We start from the raw sequence: 17,264 nt of genomic DNA, 5'->3' as shown, positions 1-17,264 counted from the left end.
AATGTATGTCTACTCACAAAGAGCAAAACAAAAAAGGAACACTTCATTTTATAGGATACATGATCTTAGGTCTGATCCTACTGCTGCTGGTAACCGCAGCTTCTATTACCTTTGGAGCCGCGGAAATGAGCCTGAAATTAGCATGGGGCGCTGTGTTTCAGTTTGATCCTGGTATTACAGAGCATCAGATTATTCACACTCTGCGTTTCCCGCGTACGGTGGCTGACATCATTGTAGGGTGCAGTCTGGCGGTTTGCGGGGCCATTATGCAGGGAACTACCCGTAACCCGCTGGCAGACTCTGGGCTCATTGGTATTAGCTCAGGATCGACATTTGCTATCGCGTTATGTATGGCCTTTTTACCCGGTCGCACCTATGCAGAAACGATGCTGTATTCCTGTCTGGGTGCGGCAGTGACTACTGGAATTACGTATTATATTGCATCTATAGGTAAACGGGGGATGACCCCTCAGCGTCTGGTGTTAGCTGGAATGTCCATCTCCATGCTTTTTGGTGCGTTTAGTTCTTTTATTGCTATTAAATATAAGATCGGCCAAGCACTTGATTATTGGACGGCAGGTGGTACAGCCAGCGCCCAGTGGAACGAATTGGCTATCATTGCGCCCTTATTCATATTGGGTGTGATCTGTGCCATTATTCTTTCTCCCTCCATCACGATCTTAAGCTTCGGAGAGGATGTAGCATCAGGCTTGGGTATTCATGCCAATAGAATCAAAGGCTTTTCGACCTTAATTGTCTTGGTGCTCACAGGGCTTTCTGTCATTGTGGTGGGTCCCATTGGTTTTGTGGGTCTGATTGTACCGCACATCATGCGTCATCTGATCGGAACGGATTATCGGTATATCATTCCGGCTTCAGCACTGTACGGTGGAGTTTTTTTAGTAGCAGCGGATTTGCTGGGAAGACTTATTAACCGCCCCCATGAAACACCGCTGGGTATTATCTTTGCATTGGTGGGTGTACCTTATTTTCTCTACCTTGTGCGTAAGCAAAGGAGGGAGTTTAGTTGAACCAGCCTCGCAATGCAACTGCCAGAAGTATAGGGATTATTGTATTGTTAGTTGTGCTGACGATCCTGGTGGCGGTACTCAGTATGAATGTGGGCAAGATGAATCTGTCCCCTATGGAAGTATTCAAGGTTATCATTGGTGAAGGGACTCGCAAGCAGAATCTGATTGTATTTGATTTTCGCCTGCCGCGTATCGTTCTAGGTATATTGGTCGGCATTGGTATGGCTATTTCGGGTTGTATTATGCAAAGCTTACTTAAAAACGACATGGCCAGTCCTGGTACGCTGGGAATCAGTTCCGGCTCTGGCTTGTTCGTACTTTTGTATGTTACTGTATTCGCCAGTGAGGGATTGTTTTCGCCCATCGTCCTGCCGGGACTGGCCTTTGCAGGGGGCATTGTAGCCGCGATTCTTATTTTCTTGTTCGCCTATAGGCGGAGGAAAGAAATTTCACCAACCGGCTTGATTTTAACAGGCGTTGCTATGGGCAGTGGTTACTCCGCATTGTCATTAATGATTACACTGAAGCTGGACGAGAAGCAATATGATTTTGCTTTGCGCTGGCAGGCTGGAAGCCTGTGGGGAGATGACTGGAGCTACATTATGGTACTGCTTCCTTGGGTGCTCATCATTAGTTTTTACGTCTTTTATAAGTCGTACACTCTTAATGCGTTGAACTTGGGGAACCAGACAGCATCGGGACTCGGTGTAGCGATCAAAGGGGAATTTATTGGTCTTACTATTGCTGCGGTGGCACTCGCCTCTGGTAGCGTAGCCCTTGGCGGGAACTTCTTTTTTGTAGGGATGGTTAGTCCACATCTGGCGCGCAAGCTGGTAGGGCCTAATCATAAGCTATTGCTGCCTACCACGGCATTAATAGGGGCGCTGGTCATTCTGATCGCGGATACGATCACCCGCACGATCAGTTTTGGAGCAGATATCCCGACAGGCATCATTATCACGATCCTGGTGACGCCTTATTTCCTTTATTTGTTGTCGAAGGCCAGCTGATCCATATATAACCCAAAGGGCGTTAACCGATATGAGCTGTGAGCTTGCTTCGAGTTAACGCCTTTTTAATTTGAATGATAGAATAGTGAAATATCGGGAATACATATGCTGCTAAGATGACATATTTATTTGAGCATTTTGCAACAATCCCAAGAGCGATTTCAAATCAGCAATATAGAGATCGAAAAGGTTTAGCTCGTCTATCTATTGTACTTCCAAGCGTTGGGAATCGAATGATGCAACATGCTGATATTATTAACGCCGGTTTTGCTAGAACTTTTTTGATTCACAGAGATATATTTTAAAAACAAGCAGGCATTATATCCGAAGTAATGGTATGATGGCTTAGTTAAATCTGAACGACTACTATTGGAGTGATCACATGGGTGCAAAAAGTAAGGGCGGCGGAACCGGCAGAGGTACAGGTAGTAAGGGCTGGACACGTTGGAACAAAACAGCGAAGCCCACAAGGGTCAAAAACGCTTCTACAGGTGCGCCGGGAAGTAAAGCCGCAGGCAGCGCAAAAGGCGGCAGTACCAAACCAAGTGGTAATAAAAGCGGCGGCAGAAGTAAGTAAGCCGGGCAAGTATATCGTAGTTCAAAAAGGTGAACACCTGATTTGGCAAAAGCAATCAGGTGTTTTTAATTCGAAGTAAGCAGGTGAATAGTGCGAATTAATAAGTACATAAGCGAAACGGGGTTCTGCTCACGCAGGGAAACGAATAGATTGATTGCAGCCGGGCGAATCACGATTAATGGCACGGTTTGCGAAGCTGGAGCGAATGTAGAGCCGCAGGATTCCGTACTGATTGATGGGGAAACGATTCCGGTTAATAATAGCGAGCCTGTATATTTGGCCCTGAATAAGCCCATCGGCATTGTGTGTACGGCGGCGGAACAGGTTGCTGGCAATATTATTAGTTATGTAAACTTCCCTTCACGGATTTTTGCCATTGGCAGGCTGGATAAGGCATCGGAGGGGTTGATTTTACTAACGAATGACGGAGATATCGTTAATAAAATGATGCGTTCTGAGCATGGTCATGAGAAAGAATATGTGGTGACCGTGGACAAACCTGTTACAAGCGAGTTTACGCAGGCTATGTCCCGCGGTGTTGAAATATTAAACGTCATCACTAAACCATGTGACGTTTACCAGCAAGGTGAATATGAGTTTCGCATTATTTTGACCCAGGGCCTGAATCTGCAAATCCGCAGAATGTGCAAGGCTTTGGGGTTCAGGGTGCTGAAGCTGGAGCGTATCCGGATCATGAATATTTCCTTGAACGAGCTGGAACGGGGAGAATGGAGACATCTGGATGGGGAGGAGCTAAAGGTGCTTCTTTCTACGTTGAGATAACAATCAATGCTGTGGAAGGAATATCAGGAGAAGTTTGCGTTTCAATTTATTGGTGAGGCTATGCAACTCCCTGAAAATTTTGACCGATTATTTACAAAGGGACTAAAGCCGCTGATTGGAATGAGGAACCGCCCAAACTTGAGGTACTACTTGAGATACTCGTAGAGCAACCCAAACACATTCAGGGTTCTTTGCAAAATCGCCTGGATCAATCCAGAAAAGCCTACAAAATCACATGTGAGTGGTTTTGTAGGCTCTTCTTATTTCAAAATTCAACACGGTCTGTCTCATTTGTATTTGTAAGGTACGGCACATATGTTTTCCCATTTTCCCAATAAACAAAAAGAGGAGTTTTGCAGCTTACTGCAGTTGAACAGAACATTCTTCCTAATTGTCTACATGACGTCATATTGTACTTGGCGATGATGTAGAACATAGTACAGAATAAGAGAAACGATCGCAATACCAGCAGCAGACATATACATTAAACTGTAGCTTGAGTAAGAAGCGATGATCCCCATAACATAGGTGCCCACGCCATACCCAAGATCAAATAGCAAAAAGAATGTACCGTTTGCAACCCCTGTGCGATCAGATGGAGATAGCTTTAGTATAGTAGCTTGTAGGCAAGAAAACAGCGCTCCATATCCTATACCGGAGAAAACACTTGCAATCATGACCCAAGAGCCCGTATGGGCCTGACTTAACAGAAATAATCCAAGTGCAAAGAAGATCATGCCCGGATAAAATAAAATATGCTCATTATACCTCTTACGAATGGAGAGTCCAACTTGACCTATCTGTTTACAGCCAAGGATGACGCTAAACAGGAGAAAGTTCAAAGTTCTATTACAGACATTTGATTAAAATACGGATTTTGTGCATATGTCTAAGAAAAACCGCGTAGTACCGCGGGTTTATCGATCCATGTTATTTACAGCATTACGCATCTCTTCGTCTGTTAAGTGAGTATAAATCATTGTTGTTTGAATAGATGAATGTCCTAATTGATTCTTTAATCTTGGTACATCGTTATTTTCGAGATGATATCGAGTTGCAAAGGAGTGTCTAAGCGAATGCACTGTTAAAGAGGGTTTTCCAAACCCAGTCGCATATTTTTCAATCAGCTTTTCAATTGAGCGTTGTGTTAAACGCCGGCTTTTTCCTTTACGGCCTACAGGAGCTGCAATGAATAAATAGTTTTCGTGTTTTTCTGGTATATATCTTGATTCTCTGACCTGCAAATAACTTTCCAGATCCATTAAAGCTTGTTTGCTAAAGTACACGTATTGTTCTTTATCACCTTTGCGTATCACTCGGACTAAAGCTTTATTCATATCTAGGTCATCCATATTAATGCCTGCAACCTCGGATAATCTAAGCCCAGAACCCAATATCAACGAAACAATCGCAGTGTCACGTTCACGGTTAAATTGATGAAACGTAAAGATCCGTTTATTGTCTTTATGCTTTTCGCCAAAATCATAGGCTACAAATTGTCTGAACAATTCAAAATCATCATCTCTAAGGATCTTTCCTTCAATACGGTTTGCAATGGTTTCTTGGCTTTCTTTTACGGCATTCAAATCCATTTTGGCCATAACATTTCGTTGAATATAAGGCTTCAGGTCACTGGTTTCAGCCTTGTTCTGAAGGTAATCAAACAAAGATTTTAGCGAGGATAATTTACGATTAATCGTAAGCTTCTTGTTTCCAAGCTGATAATCCAGGAATGACAAAAAGTTTTCCGCTTCACGAATGGTTAATCGCTCCAGTGTTTCTAAGTGTATTTCTTTCCGAATTGATGAAGTTATATTCTCAGCGATAAGCCAATCAAAAAAGATAATGTAATCATGGCAATAATTAAGAAGTGTCGTTGGAGATAATTTGCGTTTTTTGCTATCTATATATTCTGTAACATACCAAGGTAAATCAGACAGTTTCTCATCAATTCGTTGCATGTAGTGAATTTTCATCTGTTTATCCATATATGTACGAACCTCCGTGAATCCAATATATCTCATTATTATTTATTCGTCAAATTATTATTTTACGTAATTATTATATCCAATTTCGTAGGATAACAGGAATATGTTCTTACAATAAAAACATTTCTCAATCAGGTAGAATAGATCATCTCAGTGCTTACAGAAAGAACATCGTCAACAATGACATATACGCGCTCTTAGATCAGTGGAAGCAACAAAAAGGAGATCCTCTTCTCTTTGGTTACGATTAACTCTGTTTGGACTAAAACTTAAGTATGCCTTGATGCCAGCCAAATAAAATTCCTGGAGTGCTAATTTCTCTGACTCACTTAGTCTGTTCCATTTAAGATTGGCTACCTTTGCTGATTTTTTATATCGTACTGTTTGGTTGCAATGAATTTGCCAACAATATTTTGCTCTATCCATTCAAGTCGTTGAAGTCCAATGGCCACCTGAAAATTTCTTTTCCGTTCACAACTGCCTTTTTTGGTCTATCCACAGCTGGATATTCATTTCTGATGTCTCATATTTCACGGATTTCTCCTGCTGCAGCCACTGAACGTCAGCTCCCAACTGGGTTCCAATAAACCGGAGCGGTACGTAAATACTGTTGCCTATTGATTTAGGTGCTGTAGCCAGCACGATTTCTGTGCCATTGATCTTAACCGAAGGATCGCCAGCCCGCAGAACGATCTCCTTCTGGTCAGCACCCTCTGCTTCCACATGATTCCATCCGAAGGTTAATGGAGAAGCCAGCAATAGAATTGTAACTACATAAGGTCTCCAATTTTCACGCATCATCTATCCCGCCTTTCGATTATTATTTACCGGAGTGCTCCGGATTAGTTCACACATCCATCCCGATTTCACGCAGCCACGCGGATACAGCTTCTTCTGCGTTTGAGACTTCAGTGCGCTCTATATCAAAGCCATCAAGAACAGTTGCCCCAGGAACAAGCGCTCTTATGGCTGAAACAGTCTGCCCCGGCCCATACCCCGCATGCGTGCAAAAGGGGATGATGGTTTTGCCCGAAAAATCATATTCCGATAAGAAAGAAACAATTGGCGCAGGGAGGCTCATTCCCCAGATGGGATGTCCCAGGTACACGACATCGTAGTCATCCATATTTTCCACTTTGGTTTTTAGCGGCGGCTTGTACCCTGCCGTTCTTTCTTCTGTCGCCTGCTTCACCGTTGCTTCATAATCTTCTGGATAAGGCGTTACTGTCTCAATCCGGAAAAGATCGCCGTCCACTGCTGCCTGCACCATACCAGCAATCACTTCTGTAGTTCCAGCTGTACTTGAATCACCGACTCTCAGACTTGCCGAGGATACCGCATCTGCATCTTCAGTTGAGGAGATAGTTCCTACTTTAGTGAAATAAACTACGAGAGCTTTACCGTGTCCACTGTCAGCCTGTCCCTCAGCAAACTTGCTTTCTGTTGGAACAGGGAGTGGCTTTGGCTGGATGCAATATTCGGCAGTTCTTCGGCGCTGTTGTCAGTACATGCTGCAAGCAGTGTCATCGATAACGCAAGAACCAAAAGTAAGGAAATCGTTCTGCATTTTGTCAAATCGGTCGCTTCCTTCACTGTTTTCTCTTTGGGAAATTATCCTTGCGATTTTACAAATGAACGGCCCCGGCTTAGCGATAGAACTGCGATAGCGGCAGCAATTACTACCGAAATGGCACTGATCCAAGGGATATTCAATATTGAAAAGCTTCCAATTGCTATACCGCCTATTCCCGCTCCTGCAGCAAAGCCCAGCTGTACGAACGAGCTGTTTAAACTTAGAACAATACTGGAAGCCTCAGGAGCAAGCAATACGAGATTGAAATTCTGGGTTGGGCCGAACGTCCAGACGGCGATTTCCCAAACCATAAGGAACACTATGGTTGCGATTATCCATCCAGAGAAGGCGGATTGCAGCACCAAGGCAAGAGCCTGTACCGCCATCGAACAGAAAAGCGTACGAATAATGCCAATGCGATCCGCCAGGAAGCCGCCTAATCTGGATCCCATTAAGCTTCCTATCCCTAAGGTTAGCAGGATGACACTCATCTTACTTTCCATCGTTGGCATCACTGCAGCGAGAAAAGGTGTAATATAGGTATCTACCACTGAAAAGCCAACAAATACAAAGAAAGTCACACCCAGTGTGATGGCAATCCGCGGCTGCTTCAGGAAAGAGAGCCTCCGCGATAACGGCACAGAAGCTTCTCCTTCCATCGCCGGAATAAATTTTGCCACTAAAAAGACCGCCACCAGGCATAATAAGCCTATGCCCCAGAATATGGTCTTCCAATCAAAGGAGGCTGCGATGATACGGCGATTGGAACTCCAAACACAAGTGAGGAGCTGAATCCCATAGCCACATTGGACATCGCAGAGCCCTGTTGTCCGGGAGAAGCCAGCTTTGAGGCCAGCGAATACGCTGTAACTACGAAAATTCCGGTCCCGAGTCCAAGGACAACACGAGATGCTATCAATAAAAAAAAACCTGAAAGAGAAAGGGTTGAAGCGATTCCGAGCAAGATGATTATAAGCGCCATTAATAATTGCTTGCGCTGGTTCATCTTCGCTGTAGCTATCATTACGATAGGTGTTCCTATTGCATTCCCGAGCGCGAATACAGTGATCAGCTGACCTGCAGTCGATACGGATACTCCGGCTGATGACGCTATTTTATCAAGAATGGTCTGCTTTCCTCTTCATTCAGCGACCATGGAGCGATTCCGCGTTCGGGTACCCCATAACTCATACAGCCAAGGCATAATCTTGAAACTTCCAAGCCGGTACGTCCAAGTTTGACATAGTCCATTATTCAACGCACTCCTTTTTTGTTAGTGGTCGGTACCTTTTACCGGTTACCGAAAGTCATAGTTCACAAATACAAATCGTTACCTATAATTCTGCTTTTCCAACCTAGCGAATTTTATCATGCTTCTCCACGTTAACTATAATTAAACATTAATACGCTATTGAACATTTGTTTATAATTATAAGTGAAAACAGGATACATGCAATTGTTAAAAGGATGAGATATGTTCATTAGTAAACCAATTATTTTAAAGTGTTAATTATTTTTCTGAAAATTTTGGTGTTCTTTACAATGTCTAATCGGACATACCTGTGGATTTTAGGTTCATGTATGAAACTCTTTGATTTTAATTTGACATCATATCTTATCCAATCATAAGTTAATTATTAGGAACAGGTAGTTTATATTTAAGATTATCTTATAGATGGAGTCAGATGTAATATCTCAATTGTGCTAATTTATTGCCTATTTCTCTTAAGCACGTTGCATTTGATCGTTAATGTCCCATACTGGCACTTGTCTGCCCTATTTTTGCATTTTGCTTGAAGTCCACATTATTCAGACCTAATGCTTCAAATCGGCATAGTACTATGTTCATGTCCTTTGCAACAAAGGGCTCAAGTTCTTTTCCTCAATTCGGGATAAGAACTTGAGCCCTTACAACATAAAAGCCGCTAAATTTATAAATCAGTACAAATTAAGCTCGCTTGCGATCTTGTCTCGAAGTATTTATTAAGGTCTAATTAATACTTTGAGTGCTTCACGGTTGTTCATGGCGCGATAACCCTCCGGAACACCGTCCAGATCAACCGTTACGTCAAATACACGGCCAGGTTTAACTGCTCCGTCAAGAATGTCCGGTAATAATTCTTCCATATATGCACGTGTTGGCGCAGGACCTCCCGTAAGCGTAATATTACGCCCGAAAAGACTTTCAAAACCAACGGCAGCTTCATCATACTGCGGAACCCCAACACGACTGATAACTCCGCCGGCCCGGACAATGCCAACACTCATATCATAAGCAGGCTTTAGCCCGACACATTCAAGAACGACATGTGTTCCTTCACCATTTGTCAGGTCTCGGACTTTCGTTACGCCTTCTTCTCCGCGTTCAGAAATAACATCTGTGGCGCCGAATTCAATACCTAGATCTGTCCGCTCTTTATGACGGCCCATAAGAATGATTTTCTTCGCGCCGAGTTTCTTTGCTGACAGAATAGCAAGAAGGCCAACAGCTCCATCACCAATAACTGTTACAGTCGTATTCTCATTCACGCGACCCATTACCGCCGCATGATAACCAGTGCCGTAGACGTCAGATAATGTTAACAGGGATGGCAATAAAGGGGAGTCTTCATCAATTTCGTCAGGCAACTTGAACATGCTTCCTTGTGCTTGAGGAACTCGAACAAATTCCGCTTGGCAGCCAGTCATAAAGCCCCCATGCTCACAAGAAGTCATCAATCCTTCTTGACAAAACGGACATGTGTTATCTCCATAAGCAAAAGGAACGACGACCAAATCGCCTTTCTTGAAACCAGAAACGTCTGAACCCATTTCTTCAATTTTTCCAATCACTTCATGCCCCATTGCTTCACCTTCGCCATGCTCATGAGGATGCATGCTGCGATAAGGATGCAGATCGCTTCCGCAAACGCAGGCAGCGACCACCTTCAAAATGACATCCGTTTGTTCTTGCAATCTCGGAACGGGCAATTCTTCTACGCGCACATCACCTGCAGCGTACATAATATTTGCTTTCATACCAATTCTCCACCTTTTATTAAAAAATTGCTTTACAGCGATCTTTTCTATTTCGTAATAGCTTGTTTATTTAGTGCGCCCGCCAAGGTATTCACCAGTTATCGTGAGTTGAGATAATGCCCCATTTATTCTGTTTAATTCCTCTGCAGAAAGGACGACTTCCGCTGCACCCGCGTTCTCGACCAAGCGTTCCGGTTTTCGGGTCCCTGGAATCGGCACAAGGTACGGCTTTTGAGCAAGCATCCATGCTAGCGAGATTTGTGCTGCGGTTGCTTCCTTTTCCTTCGCAAAGCGATTAATCAAATCGATCAGAGCTTGATTTGCATCCATGTTCTCTGGTTTAAACTGCGGTAAGAAACTTCTATAGTCGAGCCCTTTCTCTTCGCTGCTTTCAAAACGAGAGTTCTTATCATATTTTCCGGACAAATAACCGTTTGCCAATGGGCTAAAAGCAACAAAGCCAATTCCCAGTTCTTCTACCGTCGGGAAAGTATCCTCTTCCTTCTGGCGGCTCATCATGGAATATCTGCTTTGAACAGCGGTTACCGGGCATACAGCATGGGCTTTTCTAATTTCATCGGAATTCGCCTCCGACATTCCCCAATGTGTAATTTTTCCTTCCTTAATGAGCTCATCCATTATACCTGAAACTTCCTCCACAGGTACTTTTTTATCAACACGATGCTGGTAGTACAGATCAATATGATCTGTTCTCAACCGTCTGAGGGAACCTTCCACTGCTTTGCGGATGGTAGCTGGTCTGCTGTCCGTTAAGAGTGCACCACTCTGGCCATGTTCAAAGTGAACTCCAAACTTGGTGGCAATCAATACTTCATTCTGAACCTCTTTTAATGCTTCACCCACCAGTTCCTCATTTTCATAGGGACCATACACTTCTGCGGTATCGAAAAATGTGATACCGAGATCCAAAGCTTGGTGAATCAGTTTGATCATTTCGGTTTTATCAGCTGCCGGACCGTAAGCGTGACTCATACCCATGCAGCCGAGGCCGATGGCTGAAACCTCCAAGTCTTTACCAAGAATTCTTTTTTTCATGCCAAGTTCCTCCTCTCTTCCTGAAACAGCCTTCTTTCGGTTATGAAACCTTATACTTATTCCAAACCTTTTTTTCCGTAATCGGTTAAAAACTCTACAGTTTGCGGATCATAGTGGGAGAAAAATGCACTTTCTCCTGTATCCAGTACAGCTATTTTTTCCATATCCTCTGCCGTCAGTTTAAAATCAAATACGTTGAAGTTTTCTTCCATTCTATTTTTATTCACCGTTTTTGGAATCACCACCACGCCTCTCTGAATCAAGAAACGTAAAGCAACTTGGGCAATAGATTTGTTATATTGATCGCCCACTTCCTGTAAGGTTGCGTTGGAAAACAAATCGTTTTTTCCTTCTGCAAATGGACCCCAGGATTCGATCTGCGTGTTATATTTCTGCATAATTTCATGTGCTTTTACCTGCTGGTTGAAGACATGTGTTTCCACTTGGTTGACAGCCGGAACCACTTCACTAAACTGAACAAGGTCGATATATCTGTCCGGGTAGAAGTTGCTTACCCCGATCGCTTTGATTTTACCTACCTTATAGAGTTCTTCCATTGCACGATACGTACCATAATAATCATTAAATGGCTGATGGATGAGAAGTAAATCCAGATAATCCAGTTGAAGTTTTCTCAGTGATTCCTCAATAGAGGCTTTGGCTTTTTCATATCCTGCATTGGAAATCCAAACTTTAGTAGTGATGAATAACTCTTCTCTGGCTACTCCACTTTTCTTGATGGCACGACCTACAGCTTCTTCATTTTGGTAAGCCTGTGCAGTATCGATGGAACGATAGCCTGTATTTATAGCATCAAGTACGCATCTTTCGCATTCATCTTGATCGGAAATTTGGTAAACGCCATAGCCTAAAATAGGCATCTTTACTCCGTTATTTAAAGTTACATATTCCATTTCAATTCCTCCTCATTTTTAACTGCAGCAGATCTCCAATATTGGAAAGATGCCACCTCTATTCATCAAAAGTCAAAATTAATGGATTTCATTCCATTAATATTCCACTGATAAAAATTATATCCTAATTCATAAAATATGAAATTGTCAAAAATACATAATTTGTATAATAATGAACAAACTCAGATGAATATTCTATTATTCATCCCTTACTCAAAAAACAAACAGTCCGTTGTTAGGGACATTTGCAGTCAAAACTGCGTTTGAGAAAAATGGAAAAATTAATACCGAATTCAAGCACTCTTTAAATGATTAGGGATTCAATGGTTAATTAAGATTGATTTGTTTTGTATAGTAATCATCATCGACCGCTTCAAACCATTCGGTTTCTCCTGGAGTCATGGCCAGATGTACAAACCAACTGTCTTTAGTCGCACCATGCCAATGTTTCACGTTAGGTGGAATATTGACCACATCACCCGTTTTGAGTAATCGGGCAAGTTTGCCTTCTTCCTGATACCAGCCTTTGCCGCCGGTAACTAACAGAACTTGCCCAACCTGATGAGCGTGCCAGTTATTGCGGGCCCCTGGAGCAAAGGTAACATTTCCGATCGCCGTATTAAGAGGCGCCGGATCTGTAAACACCATTTGCAGGTAGGCGTCACCCATAAAGTTTGCTTGTACCTTTTCTCCTAACGGAAAAATGGTACTGTTGCTAAGTTGTCTATTTTCCATCATCGATTCCTTCTTTCTGTTCAAAGAGTCTAGAACCTTTTATTCTCCCACAGGAAAATCAGTAGAAGCTGCCAGTTCAGTCTGCGTCTCGTAGTCGGCAACGCGGGCTTTAAGGGTCGAAATGGTATTTGTCAGCGCTTGAGAGCCGAGTACCATTCGCATCGGCGCTGGTTCTTGTTCGACACTCTCTATGATTCGGGACGCCATACGTACAGGGTCACCTGGAGCTAGTCCATTAGAAGCGTCCAGCATTTTCAAAAAGCCATGCGCCGGATTACCGTCGTACTCTGACATTAGATTCGCTACCTGTGCACTGCCATAGCGGAACTCGGTACGAGCACCGCCCGGCTCCACCAATGTAATACCGATGTTAAAAGGTGCGACCTCCTGAGCGACCGACTCACAAAATCCCTCCATGCCAAACTTGGTGGCATGGTACTAGGAGGATATCTGAATAATGCGGCCACCACCCTGCTTTCGCAGATGCGGCAGAGATGACCGGATAAGCTGGATAGATCCTGTTAGATTCGTAGCGATGATGTGACCAACCTCGGCGTCAGAGAGTTCCTCGGCGGCCCCAAAAAGGCCATAGCCAGCGTTGCTTACAATAACGTCGATCCGTCCAAATTGCTCAAAAGAGCCGTCAACCAGCTTATGAATAGCGGGAACATCAGTTACATCCAGAATTTCGCAAATGAAGGTAACTGGATACTTCTCAAGGAGCTCGGCGACTTTGTTTTTGTTACGTACTGTGCCGATAACCTTGTCCCCCTTCTCAAGTAGCTGTTTGGTCATCTCATAACCAAAGCCACTACTGACACCTGTAATAAGCCATGTACGATTACTCATCATAAATTCCTCCAAAAAGTATATTGGTTTAATGTGCAGGAGCGCGTTGTTCGCGTATTCGCGTATAAGAATAATTAGATCGCTTTTTTATTCCGATTTGGCCGCGGCTTCATTCACACACCGGAGAGCATTCAGGCTGCGCGGATAACCTATGAAAGGCAGGCATTGAGAGATAACCTTAATCAGAAACAACTTATCATTTCCAAGCCTCATATTGGCGGAAGCATGGCTGGTCAACTGAGGTTCACATCCACCCTGGGCCAAAAGAAAACAGAAGGTAATCATCTCTCTTTGTTTGTAGTCGAGCCCTTTTCGGGTATAGTAATCCCCAAAGCAGTTATCTGCCAGCCAGTGATTGATGTGCCGGCTCTCTTCCGGTCCTGATTTCCAAAAATCCCGCATGCTTTCTCCAAAAATGTTCACCTGCGCTTGAATCCCTGCTTCCAAACGGGTATCCGTGGTTGTAGTTGCCTGGCTCGGTAAAGGTAGTTCAACACCTCGTGAAGTCAATACTTCATTCACTGCATGCAGAAAAGGAAATACCCTTCCAATGCCAAGATAAGGTACGGACTGATAGACAATTTCCTTTGCTTCCACAGGCGTAACGCCAAAATTCAGTGCTGCTGGAAGCATTGCTTTAAACTCGTCAATTCCTTGACATCCAATTAAAACGGACAAAATCGCCATCATACGTGTCCGATCATCCAAATCGTCCTGATTCACTACTTCATCAAACGCAAAGTTATCGAATAATTCAATAAACTCCGGATCTGTTTCCAAAAACTTAGATTCATAGCCTGGAAACATTCTTTCATGATACTTTTGTGCTGCTTCCGTAATTCTCATGGTTTACTCCTCCTATTGCATCTAATAAAAAGCTGGTTTATCGCGTGCTGTATTTGGTTTGCTAACCCCCCAACTGCGACGAATCCCCCACTCTTTTGATTCCGCTAATTTAACAACCAAGGCAGCAATACTTTTCCGAGAAATCTCCGTACCTTTCAAAGGTTCCCCCTTTTCGGTTAACTCGTAGTCAACTTCATTTTTGTTGGTGAACCAGGTACATCTTAATATCGTATAATCAAGATCGGATTCTTCAATCAATCTTGCTGATTTCCGCCAAGCATCCATGCCGCTACCCACCATCCGCTTATTCCATTCTCCAAATTTTCCAGGCACTTCATCATAAATTCCTAGAATATTGATAAATATTCCTCTTTTAACCTTCAAGGCGTTCATCGCCTCGATCATGTTCTGAGTTTTCTGAACAATATCAGAGCCACCCAAGTTAGCATATACAACATCTTGATCCTGACGGTAATGATTATGCAAAAGGAGCACTTTTAAAAATGGTTAAATAACACCATAAGTGCTAAAGAGTATCTAAGTAGATGTATTCCTTCATCAAAATAAACGATTACAATGTTGACATATCGATGACAAACCGATAACGCACATCACTGCTGAGGACACGTTCATATGCCTCGTCAACTTGGTCAGCCCGAATGACCTCGATCATAGGAGCGATACTGTGCTCAGCCGAAAAGTCGAGCATCTCTTGTGTTTCTCTGATACCGCCAACGTTGGATGCCGTAATACTCCGACGCCCAGCAAATAAGGAGAAAACATTATATTGATCTGGCTTGTTTGGCAGACCAAGATTTACTAGTGCCCCGTCCACATTAAGGATGGATAGAAAGGCATCAACGTCGATATTTGCAGACACTGTGTTTAAAATCAGATCAAATTGACCAGCCAACTCAGTGAACGTGGTGGGATCAGTGGTTACATAGTAGTGATTCGCGCCAAACGCAAGAGCTTCATCTTTTTTGTTCATACTTTGGCTCAGGACAGTTACTTCAGCACCCATCGTATGGGCAAACTGAACAGCCAGATGACCAAGTCCCCCCATTCCCAAAATAGCTACCTTCTTACCTGGTCCGGCGTTCCAGTGTTTCAGAGGCGAGTATGTCGTAATACCTGCACACAACAGCGGGCTTGCTACATCCAGTTCCAAGCCGTCCGGAATACGTACAACAAACTTATCCTTTACAACGATTTTCTGGCTATATCCACCGTATGTTAGGTCCCCGTCGTAACCAATTGAGTTAAATACGACGACCACACCTTTCCGACAAAACTGCTCTTCACCTCTACGGCAGAAGTCACATTCACCGCATGAGTCAACAAAGCAGCCTACGCCGACACGATCACCAACAGCGAATGTTGTCACATCCCTGCCTACAGCGGTAACAACACCTGCAATTTCATGCCCTGGAACCATCGGAAAAACTCCGCTGCCAAAATCATTATGAGCATTGTGAATATCAGAATGGCAGATACCGCAATATTTAATGTCGATTAAGACATCATCTGGCCGCAAATCTCTCCGTTCTATGGTAGTTTGTTCAAATGGTGCTTTCGCACTTGGAACACTTAGCACTTGAGTAGTTATGTTTTTATGATGGTTACACATGTTATACAACATCCCTTTCCTATAGAGTGAATGATTCGGATACGATTTTAGTCTCATCCTATTTGAAAATTAATATGCACAATTACTTTATTGTGCATATGTCTATTATTATAATCTTCTTAAAATTATTTCCTATTGTTAATTTGAAGCGATTTGTACATTAATGAATAGAAATATAAAAAACGTTCATTATCTATTGCGTTTTCCGGATATTAGCCTCTAGTTAAGTCGGTTTGACTCCATTTCGTTTATACATTGTGTTGATAAAATAATAAACATCTGTTTATAATTAAAAAAAAGTTCAGAAAATAAATCGTTATCCGTTGTTATGAGCGTGTTAATTTACGAACCCTTATTATATTTAGATAATAAAAGAAAGTTCGGTGAGCCAAATGTCTAAAGTCGATAGAAGAATCCTTAAAACACAGGAAGCATTAAAAACAGCAGTAATTGAACTAATGACTGAGAAAAATTTTGATGATATTACCATTCAAGATCTCTCAGATCAAGCAAATGTCAGCCGCGGAACGATTTATCTTCACTACATGGATAAATACGATTTGCTGGATAAACTAATTGAAACTCATATTAATGAACTCCGGGAAAGATGTGAAGCAGCTGCCGATTTGGATTTTGTTACAGGGTCCGTGATTTGGACAGAATATTTTGAGCGTAATTACGCATTTTTCTCCATGATGCTGGCAAGTAAAGGAGCACCTTTTTTCCGCAATCGATTCTTGAAATTTCTTATTGAAGAGTTTCAGGATGAAGTGGATAATACTAAGGGAATAAACGAAGGGTTAAATAAAGATCTTGTTGTTTATTTTTTGGCTTCTTCGTATGTTGGAGTAGTCGAATGGTGGTTTACGAACGACCGACCTGTAACCCATCTAGAATTAGCAGAACAGTTGGGAGCTTTGTTGGAAAGAGTTTGTGAGTAGGGATTAAACTTATAACTTCAATTTTTATAATGAAAAGCCACCTTTACTAGGTGGCTTCAGATTGCAGACAAACCTCCTTTGTTCCGAACGGAACTCCGGGGTTTGTCTTGTTATTTGGGCTATGAAATGCTGTAAAATGGAAAATCCTTGCTTTGAACCACCTGGGCGCCATAGCCAGGTGGCTAGTTTTTTGAGATTCATGCAAGCGAAAACGAGCATCGCCTGCATGGTCACCTTCTCTAGCCCTCGCAAGGTGGCCCACCGCATGCCATGCTTTTCTTTCATATCTGCAAACATCCCTAACAGTTCGGCT

19 protein-coding genes and 3 pseudogenes are annotated in these 17,264 nt (G+C 42.9%); 5 read left to right on the top strand and 17 right to left on the bottom strand.

The genetic code is table 11. The features are described 5' to 3' along the window. The first annotated feature begins 5 nt into the window (after positions 1-5). From ABIA61_RS04555 to ABIA61_RS04540, 4 genes are all read left to right on the top strand, one after another. A complete protein-coding gene (locus ABIA61_RS04555; protein WP_283656073.1) occupies positions 6-1,031 on the top strand; it encodes a FecCD family ABC transporter permease in 1,026 nt (341 codons plus the stop codon). After that, positions 1,028-2,041 (top strand): FecCD family ABC transporter permease, encoded by a 1,014-nt coding sequence (locus ABIA61_RS04550; RefSeq protein WP_404580353.1) that lies wholly within the window; start codon positions 1,028-1,030, stop codon positions 2,039-2,041. The genes ABIA61_RS04555 and ABIA61_RS04550 overlap by 4 nt, the downstream gene beginning before the upstream one ends. A gap of 382 nt (positions 2,042-2,423) precedes the next feature. Continuing rightward, a complete protein-coding gene (locus ABIA61_RS04545) occupies positions 2,424-2,618 on the top strand; it encodes a DUF3934 family protein (RefSeq protein ID WP_044647596.1) in 195 nt (64 codons plus the stop codon). Between the two features lie 90 nt (positions 2,619-2,708). After that, entirely contained in the window at positions 2,709-3,401 is a 693-nt protein-coding gene (locus ABIA61_RS04540; protein WP_404580352.1) for a pseudouridine synthase, read from the top strand. A 395-nt stretch (positions 3,402-3,796) separates the two neighbouring features. On the opposite strand, the gene ABIA61_RS04535 is transcribed toward ABIA61_RS04540, so the two are convergent. From ABIA61_RS04535 to ABIA61_RS04460, 16 genes and pseudogenes are all read right to left on the bottom strand, one after another. Then, positions 3,797-4,243, bottom strand: coding sequence for an MFS transporter (locus tag ABIA61_RS04535; protein ID WP_404520136.1), 447 nt, complete (start codon positions 4,241-4,243; stop codon positions 3,797-3,799). Between the two features lie 75 nt (positions 4,244-4,318). Then, on the bottom strand, positions 4,319-5,389 hold the full coding sequence (gene xerS, locus ABIA61_RS04530; RefSeq protein WP_283656070.1) for a tyrosine recombinase XerS: 1,071 nt from the start codon (positions 5,387-5,389) through the stop codon (positions 4,319-4,321). 471 nt (positions 5,390-5,860) lie between these two features. Continuing rightward, the gene (locus ABIA61_RS04525) at positions 5,861-6,187 is read right to left on the bottom strand and encodes a copper amine oxidase N-terminal domain-containing protein (RefSeq protein WP_404580351.1); all 327 of its coding nucleotides are present in this window, start codon (positions 6,185-6,187) and stop codon (positions 5,861-5,863) included. A gap of 49 nt (positions 6,188-6,236) precedes the next feature. Beyond that, positions 6,237-6,710, bottom strand: coding sequence for a flavodoxin (locus tag ABIA61_RS04520; protein WP_404580412.1), 474 nt, complete (start codon positions 6,708-6,710; stop codon positions 6,237-6,239). Positions 6,711-6,775: 65 nt separating this feature from the next. Beyond that, positions 6,776-6,964 (bottom strand): hypothetical protein, encoded by a 189-nt coding sequence (locus tag ABIA61_RS04515; protein WP_283656067.1) that lies wholly within the window; start codon positions 6,962-6,964, stop codon positions 6,776-6,778. A gap of 36 nt (positions 6,965-7,000) precedes the next feature. Further along, positions 7,001-7,657, bottom strand: coding sequence for an MFS transporter (locus tag ABIA61_RS04510; RefSeq protein ID WP_404580350.1), 657 nt, complete (start codon positions 7,655-7,657; stop codon positions 7,001-7,003). A 14-nt stretch (positions 7,658-7,671) separates the two neighbouring features. Then, complete coding sequence (locus tag ABIA61_RS04505) at positions 7,672-8,031, bottom strand: MFS transporter (protein WP_404580411.1); 360 nt, start codon at positions 8,029-8,031, stop codon at positions 7,672-7,674. Between the two features lie 44 nt (positions 8,032-8,075). After that, a pseudogene (locus ABIA61_RS04500) lies at positions 8,076-8,213 on the bottom strand (aldo/keto reductase); the annotation flags it as partial. A 732-nt stretch (positions 8,214-8,945) separates the two neighbouring features. Continuing rightward, positions 8,946-9,980, bottom strand: a complete 1,035-nt coding sequence (locus ABIA61_RS04495) for a zinc-binding dehydrogenase (protein ID WP_283656066.1) — start codon at positions 9,978-9,980, stop codon at positions 8,946-8,948. Between the two features lie 66 nt (positions 9,981-10,046). Continuing rightward, entirely contained in the window at positions 10,047-11,036 is a 990-nt protein-coding gene (locus ABIA61_RS04490; protein ID WP_283656065.1) for an aldo/keto reductase, read from the bottom strand. Positions 11,037-11,092: 56 nt separating this feature from the next. Then, positions 11,093-11,950, bottom strand: a complete 858-nt coding sequence (locus tag ABIA61_RS04485; RefSeq protein ID WP_283656064.1) for an aldo/keto reductase — start codon at positions 11,948-11,950, stop codon at positions 11,093-11,095. Positions 11,951-12,277: 327 nt separating this feature from the next. Beyond that, on the bottom strand, positions 12,278-12,685 hold the full coding sequence (locus ABIA61_RS04480; RefSeq protein ID WP_404520235.1) for a cupin domain-containing protein: 408 nt from the start codon (positions 12,683-12,685) through the stop codon (positions 12,278-12,280). Between the two features lie 39 nt (positions 12,686-12,724). Continuing rightward, positions 12,725-13,534: pseudogene (locus ABIA61_RS04475) on the bottom strand (SDR family oxidoreductase). A gap of 87 nt (positions 13,535-13,621) precedes the next feature. Further along, positions 13,622-14,380: a carboxymuconolactone decarboxylase family protein gene (locus ABIA61_RS04470; RefSeq protein ID WP_283656061.1), complete on the bottom strand. Its 759-nt coding sequence runs from the start codon at positions 14,378-14,380 to the stop codon at positions 13,622-13,624. Positions 14,381-14,401: 21 nt separating this feature from the next. Further along, the gene (locus ABIA61_RS04465; protein WP_283656060.1) at positions 14,402-14,866 is read right to left on the bottom strand and encodes an NAD(P)H-binding protein; all 465 of its coding nucleotides are present in this window, start codon (positions 14,864-14,866) and stop codon (positions 14,402-14,404) included. 85 nt (positions 14,867-14,951) lie between these two features. Continuing rightward, positions 14,952-16,010, bottom strand: a complete 1,059-nt coding sequence (locus ABIA61_RS04460; protein WP_283656059.1) for an NAD(P)-dependent alcohol dehydrogenase — start codon at positions 16,008-16,010, stop codon at positions 14,952-14,954. A 392-nt stretch (positions 16,011-16,402) separates the two neighbouring features. Between ABIA61_RS04460 and ABIA61_RS04455 the strand changes: the two genes are divergently transcribed. After that, on the top strand, positions 16,403-16,951 hold the full coding sequence (locus ABIA61_RS04455) for a TetR/AcrR family transcriptional regulator (RefSeq protein WP_404520123.1): 549 nt from the start codon (positions 16,403-16,405) through the stop codon (positions 16,949-16,951). Positions 16,952-16,975: 24 nt separating this feature from the next. Here ABIA61_RS04455 and ABIA61_RS04450 read toward each other — a convergent pair. Beyond that, positions 16,976-17,248, bottom strand: a pseudogene (locus ABIA61_RS04450) (transposase); the annotation flags it as partial. Between the last annotated feature and the right edge of the window lie 16 nt (positions 17,249-17,264).

It is taken from the genome of Paenibacillus sp. RC21 (assembly GCF_044907935.1).
Taxonomy (GTDB): Bacteria; Bacillota; Bacilli; order Paenibacillales; family Paenibacillaceae; genus Paenibacillus; species Paenibacillus terrae_A.
Note: the sequence above shows the minus strand (reverse complement) of the source record. Positions and strands in the feature narration are given on the sequence as shown.

What these genes read in the sequence shown, in the direction of transcription:
- ABIA61_RS04555 (WP_283656073.1), top strand. Translation starts at nt 6, where the DNA reads ATGTCTACTCACAAAGAGCAAAACAAAAAAGGAACACTTCATTTTATA.
- ABIA61_RS04545 (WP_044647596.1), top strand. Translation starts at nt 2,424, where the DNA reads ATGGGTGCAAAAAGTAAGGGCGGCGGAACCGGCAGAGGTACAGGTAGT.
- xerS (WP_283656070.1), bottom strand. Translation starts at nt 5,389, where the DNA reads ATGGATAAACAGATGAAAATTCACTACATGCAACGAATTGATGAGAAA.
- ABIA61_RS04525 (WP_404580351.1), bottom strand. Translation starts at nt 6,187, where the DNA reads ATGCGTGAAAATTGGAGACCTTATGTAGTTACAATTCTATTGCTGGCT.
- ABIA61_RS04495 (WP_283656066.1), bottom strand. Translation starts at nt 9,980, where the DNA reads ATGAAAGCAAATATTATGTACGCTGCAGGTGATGTGCGCGTAGAAGAA.
- ABIA61_RS04490 (WP_283656065.1), bottom strand. Translation starts at nt 11,036, where the DNA reads ATGAAAAAAAGAATTCTTGGTAAAGACTTGGAGGTTTCAGCCATCGGC.
- ABIA61_RS04485 (WP_283656064.1), bottom strand. Translation starts at nt 11,950, where the DNA reads ATGGAATATGTAACTTTAAATAACGGAGTAAAGATGCCTATTTTAGGC.
- ABIA61_RS04480 (WP_404520235.1), bottom strand. Translation starts at nt 12,685, where the DNA reads ATGGAAAATAGACAACTTAGCAACAGTACCATTTTTCCGTTAGGAGAA.
- ABIA61_RS04470 (WP_283656061.1), bottom strand. Translation starts at nt 14,380, where the DNA reads ATGAGAATTACGGAAGCAGCACAAAAGTATCATGAAAGAATGTTTCCA.
- ABIA61_RS04460 (WP_283656059.1), bottom strand. Translation starts at nt 16,010, where the DNA reads ATGTGTAACCATCATAAAAACATAACTACTCAAGTGCTAAGTGTTCCA.
- ABIA61_RS04455 (WP_404520123.1), top strand. Translation starts at nt 16,403, where the DNA reads ATGTCTAAAGTCGATAGAAGAATCCTTAAAACACAGGAAGCATTAAAA.